Below are 23354 nucleotides of genomic sequence, written 5' to 3'. Positions count from 1 at the left end.
CGGCGGTGCGGCCAGCCCTCCTACACCCGCATCACGGACAGCTCCACCGGCCCCGGCGCCGGCCGGTCGGGCCCCCGCGCACCGCACGGCGGACCGGCCGCGCAACGGGGGGCGGCGGCGCCGGGCAGGGCGGGACGCGCACAGGCGGCGAGGGCGTGGTCCAGGTGGGTGCCGGCCCGGGCCGGTACGGCCGGGGCCCGGTCGGGCGCGGCGGGTCCGGGTGCGCAGCGCGGCCCCCGCTCCCCACCGCCCGCGACGGCAACCGGGACGGAGACCCTCGGCAGGCCCACGGGCCGTTCCCGGACTTCCGGGGCGCCGGGGGCCGCCGGATCGCCCGAGACCCCCGCGGCACCCGAGCGGGCCGGGGCGGCGGAGGCACCCGCGGCACCCGGGGCACCCGCGAAGGCCACGACCCCGACGGCCGACCCCGCGCCGGACGACACCGCGCCCGCGACGGCGCAGAACACCGCCAGCACCGCAGCGAGCAGCACGGCGACCACCCGTCGGTGCGCGCTGCTCGGCATACGTGGGGCCTCTCACGGCGGGAGGGACGACGGACTCGTCCCGAAATGGTACGGGTCCACCCGACAAATGCGTTCGCCACCCGGCACCCGCGGGTGAGATCCTCAAGCAGGTATGTCTACTTCCTTCGCCGCCCTGCAGACGCTTCTCGGTGAGATCCCCCTCCGTGACGCGCACCGCCTCGGCCGCCGCCTCGAAGGCGCCCGCCGCATCCGCAAGCCCGAGGCCAAGCAGGCCGTGCTCGACGAGATCGCCGCGGAAGCCGAGAAGGCCGCCGCGCGGCTGGCCGCGCGCGCCTCGCGGATGCCCGAGGTCACGTACCCCGAGAACCTGCCCGTCAGTCAGAAGAAGGACGCGATCGCCGAGGCGATACGCGACCACCAGGTCGTGATCGTCGCCGGTGAGACCGGATCCGGCAAGACCACGCAGATCCCCAAGATCTGCATGGACCTGGGCCGCGGCGTCCGGGGCATGATCGGGCACACCCAGCCCCGCCGGATCGCCGCCCGCACCGTCGCGGAGCGCATCGCCGAGGAGCTGAAGACCGAGATCGGCCAGACGGTCGGCTGGAAGGTCCGCTTCACCGACCAGGTGGACCCGGGCTCGACCTTCGTGAAGCTGATGACGGACGGCATCCTGCTCGCCGAGATCCAGACGGACCGCGAGCTGCGCGCCTACGACACGATCATCATCGACGAGGCGCACGAGCGCTCGCTGAACATCGACTTCCTGTTGGGCTACCTGTCCCAGCTGCTGCCGAAGCGCCCCGACCTCAAGGTCGTGATCACCTCGGCGACCATCGACCCGGAGCGCTTCTCCCGCCACTTCGGCGACGCCCCGATCATCGAGGTCAGCGGGCGCACGTACCCCGTGGAGGTCCGCTACCGCCCGCTCCTGGAAGAGGAGTCCGAGGACAGCGACCGCGACCAGATCACCGCGATCTGCGACGCCGTGGACGAGCTCCAGGCCGAGGGACCCGGCGACATCCTGGTCTTCCTCTCCGGCGAGCGCGAGATCCGCGACACCGCCGACGCGCTCATCAAGAAGAAGCTCCGCTTCACGGAGGTGCTGCCGCTCTACGCCCGCCTCTCACACGCCGAGCAGCACCGCGTCTTCCAGCAGCACACCGGCCGCCGGATCGTGCTCGCCACCAACGTGGCCGAGACCTCGCTGACCGTCCCCGGCATCAAGTACGTGATCGACCCGGGCACCGCCCGGATCTCCCGCTACAGCCACCGCACCAAGGTCCAGCGGCTGCCCATCGAGCGGATCTCGCAGGCCAGCGCCAACCAGCGCAAGGGCCGCTGCGGCCGTACCAGCGACGGCATCTGCATCCGGCTGTACTCCGAGGACGACTTCAACGCCCGTCCCGAGTTCACCGACGCCGAGATCCTGCGCACCAACCTGGCCTCCGTCATCCTCCAGATGACCGCGGCCGGCCTCGGCGAGATCGAGAAGTTCCCCTTCATCGACCCGCCGGACCACCGCAACATCCGCGACGGCATCCAGCTCCTCCAGGAGCTCGGTGCCCTGGACCCGGCGGAGAAGGACCCGCGCAAGCGGCTCACCCCGATGGGCCGCCAGCTGTCCCAGCTGCCGGTGGACCCGCGGCTGGCCCGCATGGTCCTCGAAGCGGACAAGAACGGCTGCGTCCGTGAGGTCATGGTGATCGCGGCGGCCCTGTCCATCCAGGACCCCCGCGAGCGGCCCTCCGACAAGCAGACCCAGGCCGACCAGCAGCACGCCCGCTTCAAGGACGAGACCAGCGACTTCCTGTCGTACCTGAACCTGTGGCGGTACGTCCGCGAGCAGCAGAAGGAGCGCGGCTCGTCGTCCTTCCGCCGGATGTGCAAGCAGGAGTACCTGAACTTCCTGCGGATCCGCGAGTGGCAGGACATCTACTCGCAGCTGCGCACGGTCGCCCGGGGCATGGGCATCCACGTCAACGAGACGGACGCGGCGGAGCAGCACGTCCACGTCTCCCTGCTGGCCGGCCTGCTGTCGCACATCGGTCTGAAGGACACCGACAAGAACGAGTACCTCGGTGCGCGCGGCGCGAAGTTCGCGGTCTTCCCGGGCTCGGCGCTGTTCAAGAAGCAGCCGCGGTTCGTGATGTCGGCGGAGCTGGTGGAGACCTCGCGGCTGTGGGCCCGGGTCAACGCCAAGGTGGAGCCCGAGTGGGTCGAGCCGCTGGCCCAGCACCTGGTCAAGCGCACGTACAGCGAGCCGCACTGGGAGAAGGACCAGGCGGCCGTCATGGCGTACGAGCGGGTCACGCTGTACGGCGTCCCGATCGTCGCCCAGCGGAAGGTCAACTACGGGCGGATCGATCCCGAGGTCTCCCGCGAGCTGTTCATCCGCAACGCGCTCGTCGAGGGCGACTGGCGGACCCACCACAAGTTCTACGCGGACAACCGCAAGCTGCTCACCGAGGTCGAGGAGCTGGAGAACCGGGCCCGGCGCCGCGACATCGTCGTCGACGACGAGACCCTCTTCGACTTCTACGAGCAGCGGATCCCCGAGCACGTGGTGTCCGGGGCGCACTTCGACTCCTGGTGGAAGCACAAGCGGCGCGAGCAGCCCGAGCTGCTCGACTTCGAGCGCGAGATGCTGCTCACCGAGAAGGCGGCCGGTGTCACCAAGGCCGACTACCCGGACTCCTGGCGGCAGGGGCAGCTCAAGTTCCGGGTGACGTACCAGTTCGAGCCCGGTGCTGACGCGGACGGCGTGACCGTCCACATCCCGCTCCAGGTGCTGAACCAGGTCACCGACCAGGGCTTCGACTGGCAGATCCCGGGCCTGCGGGAGGAGGTGGTCACGGAGCTGATCCGGTCGCTGCCCAAGCCGATCCGCCGGCACTACGTGCCCGCGCCGAACTTCGCGGCCCGCTTCCTGGACACGGCCGTGCCCCTGCAGGAGCCGCTGACCGCCACCCTGGCGCGCGAGCTGCACCGGATGGGCGGAGTGCCCGTCACCGCCGAGGACTTCGACACCGGCCGGCTCCCCGAACACCTCAAGATCACTTTCCGGATCGTCGACGAGCGCCGCCGGAAGATCGCCGAGGACAAGGACCTGGAGGCACTGCGGCTGCAGCTGCGGCCGAAGGCCCGCCAGGCCCTGTCGAAGGCCGCCGCGGCCACCGCCGAACGGGCGGGCGGGGAGTCGGTGGAGCGCACCGGTCTGACCGACTGGACCATCGGCACCCTGACGAAGGTGTTCGAGACCCGGCGGGCGGGGCAGCCGGTGAAGGCGTACCCGGCGCTGGTCGACGAGGGTGCGACCGTGTCCGTACGGCTCTTCGACACGGAGGCCGAGCAGCAGCAGGCGATGTGGCTGGGCACGCGACGGCTGATCCTCCTCAACATCCCGGTGAACGCGGCCAAGTTCGCCTCGGACCGGCTGAGCAACCAGCAGAAGCTGGCCCTGTCGCGCACCCCGCACGGCTCCGTGCAGGCGCTGTTCGACGACTGCGCCACCGCGGCGGCCGACAGGCTGATCGCCGACCACGGCGGCCCGGCCTGGGACGAGGCGGGCTTCCGCAGGCTGTACGAGGCGGTGCGCGCCGACCTGGTGGACACGACCGTGCGCGCGGTCGAGCGGGTGCAGCAGGTGCTGGCGGCCTGGCAGGCCTGCGAACGGCGGCTGAAGGCCACGCAGAGCCTGGCTCTGGTCGCCAACCTCCAGGACGTCAAGGCGCAGCTGGCGGGGCTCATGCCGGCGGGCTTCGTGACCCTGACGGGCCTGCGCCGGCTGCCGGACCTGATGCGCTACCTGGTGGCGGTGGACCGGCGGCTGCAGCAGATGCCGACGGCCGTCCAGCGCGACACCACGCGCATGGAGAAGGTCCACGAGATGCAGGACGAGTACGCCTGGCTGCTGGAGCAGCTGCCCAAGGGGCGGCCGGTCCCGCCGGAGGTCACCGAGATCCGCTGGATGATCGAGGAGCTCCGGGTCAGCTACTTCGCGCACGCGCTCGGGACGGCGTACCCGATCTCGGACAAGCGGATCGTGAAGGCGGTGGACGCGGCCGCCCCGTGACGGCCGCCGCGACGGGTCGCCGCGACGGGCCACCGTGACGGCCTCCCGCCACCGCCGGGGCGCCCGGTTCGACGCACCCCCCGCGCTGATGTACAGTTCTGATGCGCAGCCACGGAAAACGCGGCCGCACATCGAGGTCCTGTGGAGCAGTTGGTTAGCTCGCCACCCTGTCAAGGTGGAGGTCGCGGGTTCAAGTCCCGTCAGGATCGCAACAAGAGCAGAGCCCGCATCCGATCGGATGCGGGCTCTGCTGCATGAGGGCGCCCGTCGTTCGCACGCCGCCCGGCGCAGCCCTCCCGGCCTCCCGGGGAGCCCGCCGGCCAGGACGGGCGCTCCCGGGCGGTTCAGGCGCCGTACAGGCCCGCCGGATGCCGCCGAAACGACCTCTGGGGACCCACCGGTCCCACGGGTCCCGCCGGCCCCGCGATTCACCCCGCCCGCCGCGCCGCGGAATGGCTCCATCCGCCAAAATCCCCCATCCGCATGAGGCGGTCGCACGCGAGACATCCCCTTACGGGTGCATTGGGGAATGCACAAGGGTGACAGCCTGTGACAGGAGTCACCACATGAGTTTTCGGGACCCGCACATTTATCACGCCCATACGCGCCCTCAATTTAATATGTGCAATGGCACCCACCCCGCCGGGGTGTCGTCGGGCATAAAAAAGATCGCGCTGGACCCGGCGGAGTCCAGCGCGATCGAACGGCCGGGAACCTGTTGGGGCAGGTCCGGCCGCATGAAGCCATGTGGGTTTCATCGGATTGGGGGATCCGATTCCTCCCCGTTAAAGCGGGGTGCTAGCGCGACCTCAGGCCTCGCTGCGCTGCTGCGGAATTCCCGCGAGCAGGGCACGGACCTCGGCCTCGCGGTAACGGCGGTGCCCACCCAGGGTGCGGATGGACGTGAGCTTGCCGGCCTTGGCCCAGCGGGTCACCGTCTTCGGGTCCACGCGGAACATCGTGGCGACCTCAGCCGGGGTCAGCAGCGGCTCGGCATCAGGGGTGCGAGCGGTCATGAGCGGCCTCCTCGGGAGAACCGAACCATCTCGGTTCTTTCCTCTAAATTCTGCACCTTGGCCCGCGTTGCCCGAAATGGACATACGCGGGCCGAGTCGGTTATAGGACGAACGGCTTGTCCTCGGCACTACAACTACACCATCCGTCCAGCCTCGACGGCCAAACCGACGGAATTGCCCTCCGAGGTGTTCATCAGCGGTCGGAAGCCGATGGACCGCCCCATAACGGACAGTCACCCCACTGTGACGATCAGTCACAGAGCGATCAGGAGCCCTCAGACCCCCCGTAGAGTGCAATGCCGAGCATTCCGCCCTTAGTTGGGCGGAAGGAACCCTCCCCGGACTCCTTGTCCTATTTTGGCACGAGGGTAGGGGAAGGGCGCAAGGGTGTGTTTAGTGCAGTCCGTCACGCTTGAGCCAATGGCCCGTATCGGGACGTAGGTCCCGGGCCTTCGACCCGATAAACCGGTTTCCCGGTTTGCCACGTCCCTGCGACGGGCGAACTAGTTGGCGAACAGTCTCTCCCGGACCTCGCGCCACTGGTCCCTCAGCTCCTCGTACACCTCCGCCGCCGCCACCTCGTCCCCCGACCTCAGCGCCGCGATGCCGGCCGCGACGTCCCGGGCCGAGCGGTCCTCCGCCAGCCGGTCCGCCGGCAGCGCATGGACCAGGCCGCCGTAGTCCAGCTCGACCATCGACCGCGGATGGAACTCCTCCAACCAGGTGCCGACCTCCACCAGTCCCTCGGCGAGCGCCTCGTAGCCGGGCGTCTCCCGCAGGGTGCGCAGCCCCCGCGCGAGCCGCCGCCGGGCCTGCACCATCGGAGTCCGGTAGCGCAGCCGCTCCCGCGGCAGGTACTCCCGCTCATCGTCGGACACGAGGACGAACCAGCGCAGTGGCACCTGCCACACTCCGGTGCGGATCCACGGCCGCGCATCGGGATTGCGCTCCCGCCAGCGCTCGTACTCCTCGGCCGCCCTCTGCCGCGCGGCGGGCGGCAGCGCCGCGTCCAGCACCGGCAGCGGGAACTGCTCCACGAGCTCCTGGAGCGCCAGCCAGCCGCGCAGCCTCGTCCGCCACGGGCACACCAGCAGCACCCCGTCCACCTCGGCCGTGAAGGCGTCCGCGCTCTCGTGCGCCGGCACGCCCACCAGCGGCACCCGCACCAACTCGGCGAGCGAGCGGCGCAGTTCGTCCTGGGCCGTGGGCGCCGCCGCACGCCGGGCGTACGCCGCCCAGTGCGTCCGCTCCGGCTCCGCGAAGGCCGCCAGCGGCTCGTAGACTCGCAGGTAGGAGGCGTACGGGACGGTCGGCGCCGAACGGGCCGACGGCAGCCCGGTCTCGGAGGATTCACTCACGCTCTCGTACTCCCCCGCACCACCCGGCGCTACTCCGCCGGACCAGCGGCGGACCACCGGTGCAGCGGGACCCGGAGCGCCCCGCACTACGGGAGCGTCCCGATCTACGGACAGCTCCCCTATAGGCGCGTTCCAGGTCTTACTCTGCTCCCAGCACGCCCTCCCCCACCCGCAGGGCGGGCGTCTTTCCGCCGCATCTCTTCCATGGGAGTCACCACCGTGACCGAAATGACCGACGGCGTCCTGCACACCCTGTTCCACTCGGAACAGGGCGGCCACGAGCAAGTCGTGCTGTGCCAGGACCGTGCCACGGGCCTGAAGGCCGTCATCGCCATCCACTCCACCGCCCTGGGCCCCGCCCTCGGCGGCACGCGCTTCCACGCGTACGCCTCCGACGAGGAGGCCGTCCTCGACGCGCTGAACCTCTCGCGCGGCATGTCCTACAAGAACGCCATGGCCGGCCTCGGCCTCGGCGGCGGCAAGGCCGTCATCATCGGCGAACCGGACCAGATCAAGACCGAGGACCTGCTGCTGGCCTACGGTCGCTTCGTCGAATCCCTCGGCGGCCGCTACGTCACCGCGTGCGACGTCGGCACGTACGTCGCGGACATGGACGTGGTCGCCCGCGAGACCCGCTGGGCCACCGGCCGCTCCCCCGAGAACGGAGGCGCCGGCGACTCCTCCGTCCTCACCGCCTTCGGCGTCTTCCAGGGCATGCGGGCCAGCGCCCAGCACCTGTGGGGCGACCCGACCCTGCGCGGCCGCAAGGTCGGCGTGGCCGGCGTCGGCAAGGTCGGCCACTACCTGGTCGAGCACCTCCTGGAGGACGGCGCCGAGGTCGTGATCACCGACGTCCGCGAGGAGTCGGTGCGGCGGATCCTCGACAAGCACCCGCAGGTGACGGCCGTGGTCGACACGGACGCGCTGATCCGCACCGAGGGCCTGGACATCTACGCCCCCTGCGCGCTCGGCGGCGCCCTCAACGACGAGACCGTGCCCGCCCTCACCGCCGCGATCGTCTGCGGTGCGGCGAACAACCAGCTCGCCCACCCGGGCATCGAGAAGGACCTCGCGGACCGCGGCATCCTCTACGCGCCGGACTACGTGGTCAACGCGGGCGGCGTGATCCAGGTCGCGGACGAGCTGCACGGCTTCGACTTCGACCGGTGCAAGGCCCAGGCCACGAAGATCTTCGACACCACGCTGGAGATCTTCGCTCGCGCAAAGGCTGACGGTATTCCTCCGGCTGCGGCGGCCGACCGGATCGCCGAGCAGCGGATGGCCGACGGCCGCGCGGCCAAGGCGGCGAAGGCCTCCTAGCCCCCTGCCGGTGCGCCCGCCGGGGTGCGGCGAGACGGAACTCACTGCACTTCGGCGGGTCGGCCGCCAGGAAAGAGTTAAAATCGCAGCTGACCAGCGAGGACGGGGCGCCTCGATGGTCCTGTTCCGAGGCGCGTCATGCGGGCGGCGTACCGTATGGCCGCGGAAACAGGTACCGTTAAACCCCTACGGACGGTCTCTCCGAGGAGAGCCCGCTCCGAACCATGAACGCGTGTCAGACTCTGGGGCCGTCGAGCCCCGTCACCGAGGGGGTCGAGCCATGGGGCGCGGCCGGGCCAAGGCCAAGCAGACGAAGGTCGCCCGCCAGCTGAAGTACAACAGCGGCGGCACTGACCTTGCGCGTCTGGCCAACGAGCTGGGCGCATCGCCGACGACGCCGCTGCTGCCTGTCAGCGAGCCGGTCGACGTCGATGACGAGCTGGACGACGACGACCCGTACGCGAAGTACGCGGAGCTGTACAACAGCGATGACGACGAGGACGAGGACGACGAGTCCGGCCCGTCGACTCAGCAGCGTCGCGGCGCTTGACGCCTCACGTTCGCATCACATCGGTGGCACCGCGTGATCGCGTGACCACCAGCGGCTGACCCGGATCCACGTCAGCGCTCAGAGCAATACACGAAACCCGGTCCAGGGCCCCGCCCCGGACCGGGTTTCCGTGCTGTCTCAGCTCGCGTACGACCCGGTCAGCTCCGCACCCTCGGTGTGCTCGCCGCGCTCGGTGATCTCGCCGGCGACCCAGGCGTCGACGCCCCGGTCGGCCAGCGCGGTCAGGGCCACGTCCACCGACTCCTGCGGGACGACGGCCATCATGCCGACGCCCATGTTCAGGGTCTTCTCCAGCTCCAGCTGCTCGACCTGCCCGGCCTTGCCGACGAGGTCGAAGACCGCGCCCGGGGTCCAGGTGGACCGGTCGACCGTGGCGTGCAGGTGGTCGGGGATGACCCGGGCGAGGTTCGCCGCGAGGCCGCCGCCCGTGATGTGCGAGTAGGCGTGCACCGCGGCCGTACGGGTGAGGGCCAGGCAGTCCAGGGAGTAGATCTTGGTCGGCTCCAGCAGCTCCTCACCGAGGGTCCGGCCGAGCTCCTCGACGTGCTGGTCGAGGGACATCCCGGCGCGGTCGAAGAGGACGTGCCGGACCAGCGAGTACCCGTTCGAGTGAAGGCCGGACGACGCCATCGCGATGACCGCGTCACCCGTACGGATGCGATCCGCGCCGAGCAGGTGGTCGTACTCCACGACGCCGGTGCCCGCGCCCGCCACGTCGAAGTCGTCCGGGCCGAGGAGGCCCGGGTGCTCGGCGGTCTCGCCGCCGACCAGGGCGCAGCCGGCGAGGACGCAGCCCTCGGCGATGCCCTTGACGATGGCGGCCACCCGCTCGGGGTGGACCTTGCCCACGCAGATGTAGTCGGTCATGAAGAGCGGCTCGGCACCGCAGACGACGATGTCGTCCATGACCATCGCGACCAGGTCGTGCCCGATGGTGTCGTACACGCCCATCTGACGGGCGATGTCCACCTTCGTGCCGACGCCGTCGGTGGCGGAGGCCAGCAGCGGGCGCTCGTAGCGCTTGAGGGCGGAGGCGTCGAAGAGGCCGGCGAAGCCGCCGAGGCCGCCGAGGACCTCGGGGCGCTGCGTCTTCTTCACCCACTCCTTCATCAGCTCGACGGCGCGGTCTCCCGCTTCGATGTCGACACCTGCTGTTTTGTAAGACGCCGCTGCGTAGCTGGCACCGGTGGTCTTCTCTGTCATGACAGGAGAGAGCTTTCGTGTCGTGTGCTGCGTGAGATGCCGGCCCCTGGGAAAAGCCTGAAAGACAGGGACCGGCGCAGGTCGAGCCGGGCGGCCGCCCCCGCCCGCCGGGGGCGGGGGCCCGCCCCGCCCCCGGCGCGCGACTAGGGGCGGCGGAGCGCGTCGGCGGCGTCCGCGCCGCCGGCCAGCTCGGTCTCCAGGAGCTGCTTGCCCAGCAGCTGCGGGTCGGGCAGCTCCATGGGGTACTCGCCGTCGAAACAGGCACGGCAGAGGTTCGGCTTCTGGATGGTCGTCGCCTCGATCATCGAGTCGAGCGAGATGTACGCGAGGGAGTCCGCACCCAGCGAGGTGCCGATCTCCTCGACGCTCATGCCGTTGGCGATGAGCTCCGCCCGGGTGGCGAAGTCGATGCCGAAGAAGCACGGCCACTTCACCGGCGGCGAGGAGATCCGGATGTGGACCTCGGCCGCACCGGCCTCGCGGAGCATGCGGACCAGCGCGCGCTGGGTGTTGCCGCGGACGATCGAGTCGTCGACGACCACCAGGCGCTTGCCCCGGATGACTTCCTTGAGGGGGTTGAGTTTGAGGCGGATGCCGAGCTGGCGGATCGTCTGCGAGGGCTGGATGAAGGTCCGGCCCACGTAGGCGTTCTTGACCAGGCCGGAGCCGTAGGGGATCCCACTGGCCTCGGCGTAGCCGACGGCGGCGGGCGTGCCGGATTCCGGCGTCGCTATCACCAGGTCGGCGTCGACCGGGGCCTCCTTGGCGAGGCGCCGGCCCATCTCGACACGCGAGAGGTAGACGTTCCGGCCGGCGATGTCCGTGTCCGGGCGCGCCAGGTAGACGTACTCGAAGACACAGCCCTTGGGCTTCGCTTCTGCGAAGCGGGAGGTGCGCAGGCCGTTCTCGTCGATCGCGATGAGCTCGCCGGGCTCGACCTCGCGGACGAAGCTGGCGCCCACGATGTCGAGGGCCGCGGTCTCGCTCGCGACCACCCAGCCGCGCTCCAGGCGGCCGAGGACCAGCGGGCGGATGCCCTGCGGGTCACGGGCGGTGTAGAGGGTTCCCTCGTCCATGAAGACGAGGGAGAAGGCGCCCTTGACCTGCGGGAGGACCTTGGCGGCCGACTCCTCGACGGTCAGGGGCTTGCCGTCGTCGTCCGTCTGGCCCGCCAGCAGGGCGGTGACCAGATCGGTGTCGTTGGTGGCGGCCACCTGGGTGGCGCGGCCGTCCTGACGGGGGAGGTCTGCGACCATCTCGGCAAGCTCGGCGGTGTTCACCAGGTTGCCGTTGTGGCCCAGGGCGATCGAGCCGTGGGCGGTCGCGCGGAAGGTGGGCTGAGCGTTCTCCCAGACGGACGCTCCGGTGGTCGAGTAGCGGGCGTGACCGACCGCGATATGACCCTGGAGCGAACCGAGGGAGGTTTCGTCGAAGACCTGGGACACGAGGCCCATGTCCTTGAAGACGAGGATCTGGGAACCGTTGCTCACAGCGATGCCCGCGGACTCCTGTCCACGGTGCTGCAGTGCATACAGTCCGAAGTAGGTGAGCTTGGCGACCTCTTCACCCGGAGCCCAGACACCGAAGACGCCGCAAGCGTCCTGGGGGCCCTTTTCGCCGGGGAGCAGGTCGTGGTTGAGTCGTCCATCACCACGAGGCACGCATCCGAGTGTAGGCGAGATCGACCACTGGTCCGAATTGGGGATGGCCGGGAAAAGTCACAGTGCGGACAGTCGGGTAACACCTGCGGAGGGTGACGGCCCCGATATCCGGAATGCCGTGATTGGCAAGGGGGGCCGGGGATTCGTACGGGCTTCCGGGCCGCCCTCTTCCGCCTCTGGAGACCCTGCCGTCACCCTTGTCGGGCCAGGTCCCGCACTGCGTTTCTTTTCCCTTTCTTTTCCTTTCCGCGCGGCGAGGGGTCCTCGGCCCCGGCGGTCATTCGGCGGCGGAGGCGGCCCGGGCGGTGAGGCCCTTGCCGTCGGCCGCCGTCAGGGTCAGGGTGCGGGCCTCGATCCGCCAGGCGAGCGGGCCGCTGCCGAGGAGTTCGGTCAGCGTCCGCTCCAGGTCGCCCTCAGGGCCCGTACAGGCCATCCGGGTCGTGGTGAGCTGGCCGAAAGTGATCCGTGGGCCGTCGATCCCGGCCTCGGCGCTGAAGCGGTTGCAGCCGAGGCTGCCGCTCGCGCTGCCGTCGGCGCCGAGGCTGAACACGGCCTTGCCGGCGGCCGGCTCGGGCACGGAGGCCGCCGTGTCACCGCTGGTCAACCCCGTCACCGTCCACTCGGTGACGGTGAGCGGGGCGTCCGGCACCGGCGGCTTCGAGGTCAGCTCGATGGTGCCGGCGCCGGGGGAGGTCAGCACCAGCCGGTCGGCGGACTCCCGCCGCACCTCCAGCCGGCCTTTCAGCAGCTCGGCGAAGGCCGTCTCGAACTCCATGTGCTCGCAGGCCATGGCCGTGGAGGAGCCGGGCGTGACGGTGACGGCGGACCGTGCGGACCCGTCCTCGTAGGTCACGGCGGCCGTGAACCCGTTGCAGCCGTAGTTCCCCTTCGCCTCGGCCTTACGGGCGCCGCTGGGCTCGACCACCAGGTGGGCGGCGGGCGGCGCGGTGAGGGTCCGACCGCCCGCGGTCAGCCGCTCGACGGACCAGGAGCCCGAGAACCCGGGGCCCGGCGTGGTGCCGGCGGGGCCGGAACCGTCGGCGCAGGCCGTGGTGGCGGCGGCCAGGGCGAGCACGGCGGCCAGGGCCGCGGGGAGGTGCCGGAGTGTGGGCATGCCCCTGGGACGGACGCCGGACCCGGACGGTTCCGCGCGCGGCGCTGCGGTCAGCTCATCACCGGCAGCAGCGCCGCGAGGTCGGCCCGCTCGCCGCTGGCCGAGACCCGGGCCTCGGCGACCGCGGAGGCCCAGTCCTGCCGGCCCGTGGCCAGCCTTATCCAGGTCAGCGGGTCGGTCTCCACGACGTTCGGCGGGGTGCCGCGGGTGTGCCGGGGGCCCTCGACGCACTGGACCACCGCGAAGGGCGGGATGCGCACCTCGACCGAGCCGCCGGGCGCCTTGAGCGCGAGGGCGTCGGCGAGCAGCCGGGTGCAGGCGGCGAGGGCCTGCCGTTCGATCGGGACGGCCAGCCCGGCGGCCCGGTTGAGGTCGTCGGTGTGCACGACGAGCTCCACGGTCCGGGTGACGAGGAAGTCGGCCAGCGTCATGTCCCCGACCCAGAGGGCGAGGACCCGGCTGCCCGGGTTCGCGTCCAGTGCCTCGGACAGCCGGGCGCCCGCGTGCGCGAACAGCTCGGCCGGCGGGGCGCCCTCCAGGGTCTCCTTGGCGGCCTCCGCGATCTTCCCGGCGAGGGAGGCGGTGGCGGAGGGCCATTCCACGGCCGTCAGCTCGGGGACGGCCGCCGGCGGACGGGCGAGCCCGGCGGCCAGCGAGTCGGCGATCCAGGCGATGTGGGCGGCCAGGTCGGCCACGGTCCAGTCGCCGAGCCCGCTGTCCCGGCCGAGCTGTTCGGGGGTCAGTTCCCGGACGGCGTCGGCGATGTGGGCGAACTGCGCGGTGACGGCCGCACGGATCTTCGCGGCGTCGTAGGTACGGGTACGACGGGTCCTGGATGCCATGCGGCGAGTCTGCCCGATCGGCCGCGGCCACCGCAGCCACCTCGGGTGCGGCGGCCGCGGGCCGGGCCGACGTCAGGGCCGTCCACCAGCGGGAAGTGCACCTGGAGCAGGGCGGCCCCGGTGGGCAGCCGAACAGGAACAGGAGCCGGAACCTCCGTGTCCGCCGGGCCCGAGGTCTGCGCCCGTGTCACGGTGTGGCCGCCGCGAAGGCGATGAGCAGCGGGACGACCCGGCCGCCGGGGACCTCGTACCGCCCGCGCCCGGTGGTGTGCAGCCAGCCGGCCGCGGTGAGCTGGCGCAGGTGGTGGTAGACCTGCCCGCTGGTGCCGACCCCGTCGAGCGCGGTCAGCTCGGCGGCGGTCCGCCGCCCGGCCAGGACCTCCCGCAGCAGCCGGATCCGTACGGGACTGCCGAGCGCGGCGAGGGCGTCGGCGGTGCGCTGCCCGTCCTCCGCGGGATCACCGAGGAGCTCCGCGGTGGGGAAGCCCTGCTGCCACTCGTACCGCTCGCCGGTGGGGAGCCCGACGGCACCCGTGAACAGCACGCCGCCGGTGTCGGCGCCGAGCTCGGCGAGCTGCGCCTTGAAGCCCTCCAGCGCCCAGAAGTCCCCGACCCAGTGGGCGGGTTGGGGCCGCCGGGCTTCCTGCGGTTCCTGTGCTTCGAGTGCTGCCATCCGGCGTTCCAGCTCGGCCACGCGCGCTTCGAGATCCATACTGCGAAATTACGTCATTACGTAATTCCGTACAAGAGTCTCCGGGTGGATGCGGCGCCGGTCCCGGAAACCGCCGGACCCCCGGCCCGCGGTGCGGGTCGGGGGTCCGGTCCGACGGATCGGACGGGCACGGATCAGGCCAGCAGGGCCGGGATCGTCGCCTCGTGGGCCTCGCGGAGCTCGGCCAGCGGGATCGTGAACTCGCCCTGGACCTCGATCTCCTCGCCGTCCACGACACCGATGCGGGTGGCGGGCAGGCCGCGCGCACCGCACATGTCGGTGAAGCGGAGCTCCTCGCTGCGCGGAACGGCCACGACGGCCCGGCCCGCGGACTCGGAGAACAGGAAGGTGAAGGCGTCCAGGCCCTCGGGCACCACGAGCCGGGCACCGTTGCCGCCGCGCAGGCAGGACTCGGTGAGCGCCTGGATCACGCCGCCGTCGGAGAGGTCGTGCGCCGCGTCGACCATGCCGTCGCGGGACGCCGAGATCAGGATCTCGGCGAGCAGCTTCTCGCGGCCCAGGTCCACCTTGGGCGGCAGGCCGCCGAGGTGGTCGTGGACCACCTGCGACCAGGCCGAACCGCCGAACTCCTCGGCGGTGTCGCCGAGCAGGTAGAGCAGCTGGCCGGCCTCGGCGAACGCCATCGGCGTACGGCGGTTGACGTCGTCGATGACGCCGAGGACCGCCACGACCGGGGTCGGGTGGATCGCGGTCTCGCCGGTCTGGTTGTACAGCGAGACGTTGCCGCCGGTGACCGGGGTGCCCAGCTCCAGGCAGCCGTCCGCGAGACCGCGGCAGGCCTCGGCGAACTGCCACATGACGCCCGGGTCCTCGGGCGAGCCGAAGTTCAGGCAGTCGGAGACGGCCAGCGGCTTGGCGCCGGTCGCGGCGACGTTGCGGTACGCCTCGGCCAGCGCCAGCTGCGCGCCCGCGTACGGGTCGAGCTTGGCGTAGCGGCCGTTGCCGTCGGTCGCGATGGCCACGCCGAGGTCGGTCTCCTCGTCGATGCGGACCATGCCGGCGTCCTCGGGCTGCGCGAGGACGGTGTTGCCCTGCACGAAGCGGTCGTACTGGTCGGTGACCCAGGACTTCGAGGCCTGGTTCGGGGAGGAGACCAGGGCCAGGACCTGCGCGCGGAGCTCCTCGGAGGTCTGCGGGCGGGGCAGCTTCGCCGCGTCGTCCGCCTGGAGGGCGTCCTGCCACTCGGGGCGGGCGTACGGGCGCTGGTAGACCGGTCCCTCGTGGGCGACGGTACCCGGCGGGACGTCGACGATCTGCTCGCCGTGCCAGAAGATCTCCAGGCGCTCGCCGTCGGTCACCTCACCGATGACGGTGGCGATGACGTCCCACTTCTCGCAGATCTCCATGAAGCGGTCGACGTGCTGCGGCTCGACGATCGCGCACATGCGCTCCTGCGACTCGCTCATGAGGATCTCCTCGGGCGAGAGCGTCGCGTCGCGCAGCGGCACGGTGTCGAGCTCGACGCGCATGCCGCCGGAACCGGCCGAGGCCAGCTCGGAGGTGGCGCAGGACAGGCCGGCGCCGCCGAGGTCCTGGATGCCCGCGACCAGCTTCTCCTTGAAGATCTCCAGGGTGCACTCGATGAGGAGCTTCTCCTGGAAGGGGTCGCCGACCTGGACCGCCGGGCGCTTGGTGGGCTTGGTGTCGTCGAAGGTCTCGGACGCGAGGACCGAGACGCCGCCGATGCCGTCGCCGCCCGTGCGGGCGCCGTAGAGGATGACCTTGTTGCCGGGGCCGGAGGCCTTGGCGAGGTGGATGTCCTCGTGCTTCATCACGCCGATGCAGCCGGCGTTGACCAGCGGGTTGCCCTGGTAGCAGGAGTCGAAGACGACCTCGCCGCCGATGTTGGGCAGGCCCAGGCAGTTGCCGTAGCCGCCGATGCCCGCGACGACGCCCGGCAGGACGCGCTTGGTGTCGGGGTGGTCGGCCGCGCCGAAGCGCAGCGGGTCGACGACGGCGACCGGGCGGGCGCCCATGGCGAGGATGTCGCGGACGATGCCGCCGACGCCGGTCGCCGCACCCTGGTAGGGCTCGATGTACGAGGGGTGGTTGTGCGACTCGACCTTGAAGGTGACCGCGTAGCCCTGGCCGACGTCGACGACGCCGGCGTTCTCGCCGATCCCGACGAGCATCGCGTCGTTCTCGGGGGCCTTCTCGCCGAACTGGCGCAGGTGCACCTTGCTGCTCTTGTACGAGCAGTGCTCGGACCACATGACCGAGTACATGGCGAGCTCGGCACCGGTGGGGCGGCGGCCGAGGATCTCCCGGATCCGCTGGTACTCGTCCTCCTTGAGGCCGAGTTCCTTCCAGGGCTGCGCCGAGTCCGGGGTCTCGGCGGCGTGCTTGACGGTGTCCAGAGTCATGCGGAGACCAGCTTCTTCAGGATCGAGGTGAAGAATCCGAGGCCGTCGGTGCGGCCGGTACCGATCAGCGGCTCCACCGCGTGCTCGGGGTGCGGCATGAGGCCGACGACGTTGCCCGCGGCGTTGGTGATGCCGGCGATGTCGTTCAGCGAACCGTTCGGATTGAAGTCGAGGTAGCGGAAGGCCACGCGGCCCTCGCCCTCCAGTTCGTCCAGGGTGCGCTGGTCGGCGACGTAGCGGCCGTCCATGTTCTTGAGCGGGACGGAGATCTCCTGGCCCTGCTCGTAGTCGCCGGTCCAGGAGGTTCCGGCGTTCTCGACGCGGAGCTTCTGGTCGCGGCAGATGAAGTGCAGGTGGTTGTTGCGGAGCATCGCGCCCGGCAGCAGGTGGGCCTCGGTGAGGACCTGGAAGCCGTTGCAGATGCCCAGGACCGGCATGCCGGCCCTGGCCTGCTCGATGATGGTCTCCATCACCGGCGAGAACCGGGAGATGGCTCCGGCGCGCAGGTAGTCGCCGTACGAGAAGCCGCCCGCGAGGACGACCGCGTCGACCTGGTGCAGGTCCTTGTCGCGGTGCCACAGCGGGACCGGCTCGGCTCCTGCCAGGCGGACGGCGCGCAGCGAGTCACGGTCGTCGAGCGTTCCGGGGAACGTGACGACACCGATGCGAGCGGTCACGACTCCACCTTGACGACGAAGTCTTCGATGACGGTGTTGGCGAGGAACGTTTCGGCCATCTTGTGGATGCGGTCGAGGGCGGCCTGGTCGACCGGACCCTCCACTTCCAGCTCGAAGCGCTTCCCCTGGCGGACGTCGGCGATGCCCTCGAAGCCCAGGCGCGGCAGTGCACGCTGCACCGCCTGGCCCTGGGGGTCGAGGATCTCCGGCTTGAGCATGACGTCGACTACGACGCGTGCCACTGGCACTCCCGATGGGTGGTTGGTGCGAAGGCGGTTCCTTCAGCGTACCCGCCCGAAATTTCTACGCGGGTAGATTTCCGAAGGAGGCCCGCGGGCCCCTCTCCGCGCCCTCCGACGCGGGCTCCTTTCGGCTTCACCAACGCTTCGCAAAATCCACCGGAAAACCACATGCCCGGGATTGCGGCGGGACACGCGGAGACAATTAACTGGGCTTCGCAATGCAATGGGAATCGAGGTACAAAGGAATCCTCCGCAGCGCGGCATTTGCCGCTCCGCACCCGGTAGCGAAAGACGCATTGCTCCGAAACATCCACACAGGCGACATCACCGCACGTCAGCGGCGGCGGCTGTCGCGCGAAGGGACCGATATCCGTGGCGCAGCGCGTAGTGGTCACACTCTCCGACGACATCGACGGCGGAGAAGCGGCGGAAACGGTCACGTTCGGCCTGGACGGTAAGTCCTACGAGATCGACCTGAATCTGACCAACGCCGAGAAACTGCGGGACGCCCTCGCCCCGTACATGGCCGCCGGACGCCGACAGGCCCGCTCCGGGAAGGCCTTCAAGCACACCTCCCTCGCCCCCGACCCGGCGGTCGTCCGGGCCTGGGCCCGGTCGCACGACTTCGACGTGCCCCCGCGGGGCCGCATCCCGAAGCGCGTCTACGAGGCCTACCACCAGGCCCACTGAGGCGGACCCCGAGGCCGATTTGGCATCCACCCCCTCCCGTCCGCTAGTGTGTGGATCACGCCGAGGGGCGAGACCGCAGGTCAGAGCCTCGAAGGTCGTGCGGGTGTAGTTCAGTAGCAGAACATCCCCCTTCCAGGGGGAAGGCGCAGTGTGCGATTCCTGTCACCCGCTCGCAAGGCTTTACCGACCACTCCGGTGGATCAGGTAGAGTGATGCACGCATCGCCCGGCCGAACCGCCGGAGCGGGCATGCGGACGTAGCTCAGTTGGTAGAGCACCACCTTGCCAAGGTGGATGTCGCGAGTTCGAGTCTCGTCGTCCGCTCAGAGTGCAAAGGCCCTGATCATCGATCAGGGCCTTTGTCGTATGCGCACGCAGAACGACCTGCCGACGACCTGGCGACGACCTGCCGCGTACTGACAAATGTCATCGGGGGCGATGACCACGCCCACTGGTGCGACGAAGGGCCCGCCGCGAGGCTGGAGCCATGGGGAACAGCACCCGCCGCAGGGTGATCGGGGAAATCGGGGAACCGTGTCGAAACTCACCGGATGGTGGAAGAACCGCAGCACCGCGGCAAAGGTGGAGCTGTACACACGGTGGTCGTTCCACTTCTTCGTGGTCATCGAGGTCTTCTCCTTCGGGTTGGCCCCGATGGCCGTCGCCGCCGAGAAGGGCATCCAGCGGCACGTAGCCCTCGGGACACTGCTGGTCGTCCTCGTACACGGCGTGGCCACGGCGTTCCTCTCCTCCCGGGCCCTGGACTGGCTGGTGGGCCGCCGGGAGCGGCCGGTGCGGCTCGCGGTGGCGACGACGGCCGTGACGGCCGCCGTCTGCCTCGCCTTCCTGGTGCTCCGCAAGACCGAGCACCTCCCCGAGGCGGTGGCACCGTCGATGGTGACCGGCATGGTCGGCTTCACCTGCGGATCGCTCGTGCTCTGCGCGAAGCGGGTCCGCCAGATGTGGTGCGTCGCACCGGCCGGGGCGCTCACCACGGGCATCGTGGTGCTGGCCGTCGGACTGCCCTGGGGCGAGGCCGCCGGGTACACGTTCGCGGTGCTGCTGACCAGCCTGTTCATGTGTCTGGCCTGCGGTTTCTCGGGCTGGCTGCTGAAGATGGTCTACGAGCTGGACCGCGCCCGGGAGCTCCAGGCCCAGCTGGCCGTCGCCGAGGAGCGACTGCGCTTCGGCCGCGACCTGCACGACGTGATGGGCCGCAACCTCGCTGTCATCGCCCTCAAGAGCGAACTCGCGGTCCAGCTGGCCCGGCGCGAACGCCCCGAGGCCGTCACCCAGATGATCGAGGTGCAGCGGATCGCCCGCGAGTCGCAGCGCGAGGTGCGCGACGTCGTCCGCGGCTACCGGGAGGCCGACCTCGCGGCGGAGCTGGAGGGTGCACGGGGCGTGCTGACCGCGGCCGGGATGGACTGCCGGGTCGAGGCCGAACCGGGGCGGAAGCTGCGCCCCGAGGTGCAGTCGGCGCTCGGCTGGGTCGTGCGGGAGGCCACCACGAACGTCCTGCGGCACGGCGACGCACGCACCTGCGTGATACGCCTCACAGCGCCCGAGGGCGGCGAACTGACCCTGGTCGTGGAGAACGACGGGGCACCCGAAGCGCCGGCCGGGCCGCCCGGCTCCGGGCTCGCCGGGCTGCGCGAGCGCCTCGCCGTGCTCGACGGCACGCTCGACGCCGGCCCGGTGGGCGACGGCCGATTCCGGCTCCGGGCCCGCATCCCGGGCCGCCAACTGCGAGGATTGGAGGTGCGGGCGTGAGCCCCGTACGCGTACTGCTGGCCGACGACGAGCACCTGATCCGCGGGGCGCTCGCCGCCCTGCTCGCCCTGGAGGACGACCTGCTGGTCGTCGCCGAGGCGGCCTCGGGGCCGGAGGCCCTGGCGATGGCGCGGGCCCACCGGCCGGACGTGGCCGTGCTGGACCTGCAGATGCCCGGGTTGGACGGTGTGAGCGTGGCCACATCGCTGAAGGCCGAACTCCCCGAGTGCAGAACCATGATCGTGACCAGTCACGGGCGGCCCGGCCACCTCAAGCGGGCCCTGGCGTCCGGAGTGCGGGCCTTCGCGCCGAAGACGGTGTCGGCGCAGCGGCTCGCCGAGCTGATCCGGACGGTGCACGCCGGAGGTCGTTACGTGGACCCCGAGTTGGCGGCCGACGCCATCAGCGCGGGGGACTCGCCGCTGACCGCCCGCGAGGCCGAGGTGCTGGAACTGGCCGGGGACGGGGCACCGGTGGCGGAGATCGCGGAACGCGCGGGCCTGTCGCAGGGGACCGTTCGCAACTACCTGTCGTCGGCGGCATCGAAGATCGGTGCGGAGAACCGGCACGCCGCGGTGCGTCTCGCGCGCGAGCGCGGTTGGGTATAGTGGTTCCCGCGCCACGGCGCATGCGGACATAGCTCAGTTGGTAGAGCACCACCTTGCCAAGGTGGATGTCGCGAGTTCGAGTCTCGTTGTCCGCTCCAGAAGGAAGAAGCCCCCGGTCCCGGACCGGGGGCTTCTTCGTGTCTCAGGACCAGTTCTGGCCGGTGAGCCGCTCGTACGCCTCGATGTACTTGGCGCGGGTCTGCTCGACGACCTCCTGCGGGAGGACCGGCGGCGGGAGTTCGCCCTTCGGGTCCCAGCCGGAAGCCGGGGAGGACAGCCAGTCGCGGACGAACTGCTTGTCGAAGGAGGGCTGGGCGCGGCCCGGCTCCCACAGGTCGGCCGGCCAGAAGCGGGAGGAGTCCGGGGTCAGCACCTCGTCGGCGGCGACCAGGGTGCCGTCCGCGTCGAAACCGAACTCGAACTTGGTGTCCGCAAGGATGATCCCCCGCTCGCGGGCGATGTCCCGGGCCCGGCCGTACACGGCCAGGGTGGTCTGGCGCAGCAGCGCGGCGGTCTCGGCGCCGGTGGTGCGCGCGACCTCCTCGTAGGAGACGTTCTCGTCGTGCTCGCCGACCTCGGCCTTGGCCGCCGGCGTGAAGATCGGCGCGGGCAGCTCGGAGCCGTCGACGAGACCCTCGGGCAGGGCGAGCCCGCATACCGTACGGGTCTGGTCGTACTCGGCGAGGCCGGAGCCGGTGAGGTAGCCGCGGGCCACGCACTCCACCGGAACCATGGTCAGGTTCTTGCAGATCAGCGTGCGGCCCGCCCAGTCCGCGGGGGCGCCCGCGGGGAGGTCCGTGCCGATCACGTGGTTCGGGACGAGGTCCGCGAGCTGCTCGAACCACCACAGCGAGAGCTGAGTGAGGACCCGGCCCTTGTCGGGGATCTCGGTCGGCAGCACCCAGTCGAAGGCGGACATCCGGTCGCTGGCGACCATGACGAGGTTGCCGTCCCCGTCGCGGTAGAGGTCGCGCACCTTGCCGGTGTGGAGGTGGACGAGGCCTGGAACCTGAACCGGCTCGGGCTTTTCGACGAATCCGGACACGGGGTCTCCCTGTGGTTCTGTACGAAGCGCAGCCCCATTCTCCCGCACCCGCCCGCGCGGGCGGACGACGGGTCCGGCCCGGGCGGGTCAGCCCCGCTTGCAGATCCGGTCCAGGAGGTTGGCCGTGGCCCGCTGGATCCGCTCGTCCACGTGGCCCGGGCGGTCGAGGGCGGGGGACCAGGCGAAGGTGCCCGACGCGAAGACGAGGGCGCCGCTGGGGGCCCGGTACAGGGAGGTCTCCTGGTGGCGCTTGGCCCCGTCGCCGTCCCGGTACGGGGAGTGCGCCAGCAGGATCCGGTCCCGGTGCTCGGGCAGCTGGGTGCGGGGGAAGTACCGGTCGGCCTCGCCCGCGACCAGGCCGGGCAGCTCGTCGTTCTCGCCGGCGCCGGTGGACTCCCACAGCCAGTGCGAGGCGTTGCGCACGATCAGCGGCGCGGGCTCGGGGACCCGCCCCGCGTACTGGATGCCGAGCAGCTGCTGTTCGGGGCGGTCGACCTCGCGCCACAGGCTGGGGCGGCCGGGGCCGCGGCGCTTGCGGCAGGTCAGGAGCCGGTCGGCGACCCCCCACGGGGAGGGCGCCAGCTCGACCTGCCAGTACATGGTGTTGGCGGAGAGGAAGACCAGCGAGGTGCCCTGGTCGCGGGCGCGCTCGGCGGCCCGGCGCATGGCGGCCGACCAGTACTCGTCGTGGCCGGGGAAGACGAGGCCGCGGTAGCGGGAGGCGTCGACGCGGCCGGCGTGCAGGTCGCGGGCGTCGGCGTAGGCGAGGTCGTAGCCGTAGCGCTCGGCCCAGCGGATGAAGTCGTAGGCGTGGCCCACGTGCAGGGGCAGTCCCGTGCCGGCGTACGGGCGGTCGAAGGAGACCGTGACGGCGGCGTCCTGCGCGCCGAGGAGCCGGCCCTCGTCGTCCCAGGCGTGGTAGAGGCTCGCGCCGGTGCGGCCGTCCTCGGGGTAGAGGTTGTACGCCTGCCAGGTGATGTCGGGCAGCAGGAGCAGCAGGTCGGCGGGGCGGCCGTCGCGCACGGTGAAGGGGATGTGGGAGCGGTAGCCGTCGGCGGTGGTGAGCACGGCCACGTACGCCCCGGTGTTCCAGTGGTCCGGGATCCGCAGCCGCCAGGACATCCACCAGTGGTGGCAGGAGACCGTGCGGTCGGCGGTGAGGGGCGGCGGCTGGACGATGCCGGACAGGCGCGGGCTGGTGGTGATCCTTGCGGTGCCGGCGCCGCCGTAGTGGCCGATGCGGTGGACGTCGACGGAGAACTGCTGGGGCGGGTCCACGGTGATGTGGAAGTCGATGCTCTCGCCGGGGGCCACGGCGCCGGCGGAGGTGAACCCCTTGATCTGCCGGTGCACGTCGTCGGCGGTACGGGGTCCGGTGGCGGGGACGGTGGCGGGGGACCGGCCGGGGGCCGCCGCCGGGTCCACGTACCAGGGCACGACGCGGCCGGCGGCGTCGACGTGCGGCTCGCTGGTGCGGAGCCACGGCAGCGGGCCCTGCCCGAAGGGGTCGTTCACCGCGTGGGCGAGCGCCCCTGACTCCCATCGCCGGATCCGGTCCGCACCCATTCCGCTCCCCTCC

General features: G+C 71.1%; 19 protein-coding genes and 4 tRNA genes. 10 read left to right on the top strand and 13 right to left on the bottom strand.

The genetic code is table 11. The features are described 5' to 3' along the window. Nucleotides 1–20: 20 nt before the first annotated feature. Complete coding sequence (locus ACSHWO_RS18410) at nucleotides 21–524, bottom strand: hypothetical protein (protein WP_438313172.1); 504 nt, start codon at nucleotides 522–524, stop codon at nucleotides 21–23. Nucleotides 525–636: 112 nt separating this feature from the next. On the opposite strand from ACSHWO_RS18410, the gene hrpA reads away from it, so the two are divergent. Both hrpA and ACSHWO_RS18400 read left to right on the top strand, forming a co-directional pair. Then, on the top strand, nucleotides 637–4560 hold the full coding sequence (gene hrpA, locus ACSHWO_RS18405) for an ATP-dependent RNA helicase HrpA (protein WP_438313170.1): 3924 nt from the start codon (nucleotides 637–639) through the stop codon (nucleotides 4558–4560). A 135-nt stretch (nucleotides 4561–4695) separates the two neighbouring features. Next, a tRNA-Asp gene (locus tag ACSHWO_RS18400) sits at nucleotides 4696–4769 on the top strand. Nucleotides 4770–5369: 600 nt separating this feature from the next. On the opposite strand, the gene bldC is transcribed toward ACSHWO_RS18400, so the two are convergent. Both bldC and ACSHWO_RS18390 read right to left on the bottom strand, forming a co-directional pair. Continuing rightward, nucleotides 5370–5576 carry a developmental transcriptional regulator BldC gene (bldC, locus tag ACSHWO_RS18395; RefSeq protein WP_003949541.1) on the bottom strand — a complete coding sequence of 69 codons (207 nt, stop codon included), beginning with the start codon at nucleotides 5574–5576 and terminating at the stop codon, nucleotides 5370–5372. 503 nt (nucleotides 5577–6079) lie between these two features. Next, complete coding sequence (locus ACSHWO_RS18390) at nucleotides 6080–6934, bottom strand: hypothetical protein (protein WP_385849141.1); 855 nt, start codon at nucleotides 6932–6934, stop codon at nucleotides 6080–6082. A gap of 204 nt (nucleotides 6935–7138) precedes the next feature. On the opposite strand from ACSHWO_RS18390, the gene ACSHWO_RS18385 reads away from it, so the two are divergent. Together ACSHWO_RS18385 and ACSHWO_RS18380 are read left to right on the top strand one after the other, a co-directional pair. Then, entirely contained in the window at nucleotides 7139–8254 is a 1116-nt protein-coding gene (locus tag ACSHWO_RS18385; protein ID WP_438313168.1) for a Leu/Phe/Val dehydrogenase, read from the top strand. Nucleotides 8255–8486: 232 nt separating this feature from the next. Next, the gene (locus ACSHWO_RS18380) at nucleotides 8487–8804 is read left to right on the top strand and encodes a DUF3073 domain-containing protein (protein WP_361100222.1); all 318 of its coding nucleotides are present in this window, start codon (nucleotides 8487–8489) and stop codon (nucleotides 8802–8804) included. Between the two features lie 138 nt (nucleotides 8805–8942). Here ACSHWO_RS18380 and purM read toward each other — a convergent pair whose 3' ends face one another. The 8 genes from purM to purS form a co-directional block, all read right to left on the bottom strand. Beyond that, complete coding sequence (gene purM / locus ACSHWO_RS18375; RefSeq protein WP_361100219.1) at nucleotides 8943–10028, bottom strand: phosphoribosylformylglycinamidine cyclo-ligase; 1086 nt, start codon at nucleotides 10026–10028, stop codon at nucleotides 8943–8945. A gap of 143 nt (nucleotides 10029–10171) precedes the next feature. Then, a complete protein-coding gene (gene purF, locus ACSHWO_RS18370; RefSeq protein WP_361100216.1) occupies nucleotides 10172–11689 on the bottom strand; it encodes an amidophosphoribosyltransferase in 1518 nt (505 codons plus the stop codon). Nucleotides 11690–11966: 277 nt separating this feature from the next. Then, on the bottom strand, nucleotides 11967–12803 hold the full coding sequence (locus ACSHWO_RS18365) for an META domain-containing protein (protein ID WP_438313165.1): 837 nt from the start codon (nucleotides 12801–12803) through the stop codon (nucleotides 11967–11969). 50 nt (nucleotides 12804–12853) lie between these two features. Continuing rightward, entirely contained in the window at nucleotides 12854–13645 is a 792-nt protein-coding gene (locus ACSHWO_RS18360; RefSeq protein WP_385849143.1) for a maleylpyruvate isomerase family mycothiol-dependent enzyme, read from the bottom strand. A 187-nt stretch (nucleotides 13646–13832) separates the two neighbouring features. Beyond that, on the bottom strand, nucleotides 13833–14357 hold the full coding sequence (locus ACSHWO_RS18355; protein WP_385849144.1) for an ArsR/SmtB family transcription factor: 525 nt from the start codon (nucleotides 14355–14357) through the stop codon (nucleotides 13833–13835). A gap of 134 nt (nucleotides 14358–14491) precedes the next feature. Next, nucleotides 14492–16741: a phosphoribosylformylglycinamidine synthase subunit PurL gene (gene purL, locus ACSHWO_RS18350; RefSeq protein ID WP_361100203.1), complete on the bottom strand. Its 2250-nt coding sequence runs from the start codon at nucleotides 16739–16741 to the stop codon at nucleotides 14492–14494. Next, nucleotides 16738–17418: a phosphoribosylformylglycinamidine synthase subunit PurQ gene (gene purQ, locus ACSHWO_RS18345; protein ID WP_385849145.1), complete on the bottom strand. Its 681-nt coding sequence runs from the start codon at nucleotides 17416–17418 to the stop codon at nucleotides 16738–16740. Before purQ ends, purL begins: the two co-directional genes overlap by 4 nt. Then, a complete protein-coding gene (gene purS / locus ACSHWO_RS18340) occupies nucleotides 17415–17660 on the bottom strand; it encodes a phosphoribosylformylglycinamidine synthase subunit PurS (RefSeq protein WP_179174904.1) in 246 nt (81 codons plus the stop codon). Before purS ends, purQ begins: the two co-directional genes overlap by 4 nt. A 372-nt stretch (nucleotides 17661–18032) precedes the next feature. Between purS and ACSHWO_RS18335 the strand changes: the two genes are divergently transcribed. The 6 genes from ACSHWO_RS18335 to ACSHWO_RS18310 all read left to right on the top strand — a co-directional run bounded on the left by ACSHWO_RS18335 (nucleotide 18033) and on the right by ACSHWO_RS18310 (nucleotide 20828). Next, a complete protein-coding gene (locus ACSHWO_RS18335) occupies nucleotides 18033–18350 on the top strand; it encodes a histone-like nucleoid-structuring protein Lsr2 (RefSeq protein WP_361100196.1) in 318 nt (105 codons plus the stop codon). A gap of 99 nt (nucleotides 18351–18449) precedes the next feature. Then, nucleotides 18450–18521, top strand: a tRNA-Gly gene (locus ACSHWO_RS18330). Nucleotides 18522–18600: 79 nt separating this feature from the next. Further along, a tRNA-Gly gene (locus ACSHWO_RS18325) sits at nucleotides 18601–18673 on the top strand. Between the two features lie 210 nt (nucleotides 18674–18883). Next, nucleotides 18884–20122 carry a sensor histidine kinase gene (locus ACSHWO_RS18320; protein WP_438313161.1) on the top strand — a complete coding sequence of 413 codons (1239 nt, stop codon included), beginning with the start codon at nucleotides 18884–18886 and terminating at the stop codon, nucleotides 20120–20122. Beyond that, nucleotides 20119–20730, top strand: coding sequence for a response regulator (locus ACSHWO_RS18315; RefSeq protein WP_438313159.1), 612 nt, complete (start codon nucleotides 20119–20121; stop codon nucleotides 20728–20730). The genes ACSHWO_RS18320 and ACSHWO_RS18315 overlap by 4 nt, the downstream gene beginning before the upstream one ends. A 22-nt stretch (nucleotides 20731–20752) precedes the next feature. Beyond that, nucleotides 20753–20828: transfer RNA gene (locus tag ACSHWO_RS18310), tRNA-Gly, on the top strand. 44 nt (nucleotides 20829–20872) lie between these two features. Here the strand turns inward: ACSHWO_RS18310 and ACSHWO_RS18305 are convergent. Together ACSHWO_RS18305 and ACSHWO_RS18300 are read right to left on the bottom strand one after the other, a co-directional pair. Next, nucleotides 20873–21775, bottom strand: coding sequence for a phosphoribosylaminoimidazolesuccinocarboxamide synthase (locus ACSHWO_RS18305; protein WP_438313157.1), 903 nt, complete (start codon nucleotides 21773–21775; stop codon nucleotides 20873–20875). A gap of 87 nt (nucleotides 21776–21862) precedes the next feature. After that, entirely contained in the window at nucleotides 21863–23341 is a 1479-nt protein-coding gene (locus ACSHWO_RS18300; protein WP_438313155.1) for a N,N-dimethylformamidase beta subunit family domain-containing protein, read from the bottom strand. Nucleotides 23342–23354: the final 13 nt, after the last annotated feature.

Origin of the sequence: Streptomyces pallidus (ex Mingjun et al. 2026), from assembly GCF_051550185.1 — a bacterium.
Lineage (GTDB): Bacteria > Actinomycetota > Actinomycetes > Streptomycetales > Streptomycetaceae > Streptomyces.
This window is presented reverse-complemented; position numbering and strand designations above follow the sequence as displayed.

Coding starts and splice junctions, on each gene's coding strand:
- ACSHWO_RS18410 (WP_438313172.1), bottom strand. CDS start 524: ATGCCGAGCAGCGCGCACCGACGGGTGGTCGCCGTGCTGCTCGCTGCG.
- hrpA (WP_438313170.1), top strand. CDS start 637: ATGTCTACTTCCTTCGCCGCCCTGCAGACGCTTCTCGGTGAGATCCCC.
- bldC (WP_003949541.1), bottom strand. CDS start 5,576: ATGACCGCTCGCACCCCTGATGCCGAGCCGCTGCTGACCCCGGCTGAG.
- ACSHWO_RS18385 (WP_438313168.1), top strand. CDS start 7,139: ATGGGAGTCACCACCGTGACCGAAATGACCGACGGCGTCCTGCACACC.
- purM (WP_361100219.1), bottom strand. CDS start 10,028: ATGACAGAGAAGACCACCGGTGCCAGCTACGCAGCGGCGTCTTACAAA.
- ACSHWO_RS18365 (WP_438313165.1), bottom strand. CDS start 12,803: ATGCCCACACTCCGGCACCTCCCCGCGGCCCTGGCCGCCGTGCTCGCC.
- ACSHWO_RS18360 (WP_385849143.1), bottom strand. CDS start 13,645: ATGGCATCCAGGACCCGTCGTACCCGTACCTACGACGCCGCGAAGATC.
- ACSHWO_RS18355 (WP_385849144.1), bottom strand. CDS start 14,357: ATGGATCTCGAAGCGCGCGTGGCCGAGCTGGAACGCCGGATGGCAGCA.
- purL (WP_361100203.1), bottom strand. CDS start 16,741: ATGACTCTGGACACCGTCAAGCACGCCGCCGAGACCCCGGACTCGGCG.
- ACSHWO_RS18300 (WP_438313155.1), bottom strand. CDS start 23,341: ATGGGTGCGGACCGGATCCGGCGATGGGAGTCAGGGGCGCTCGCCCAC.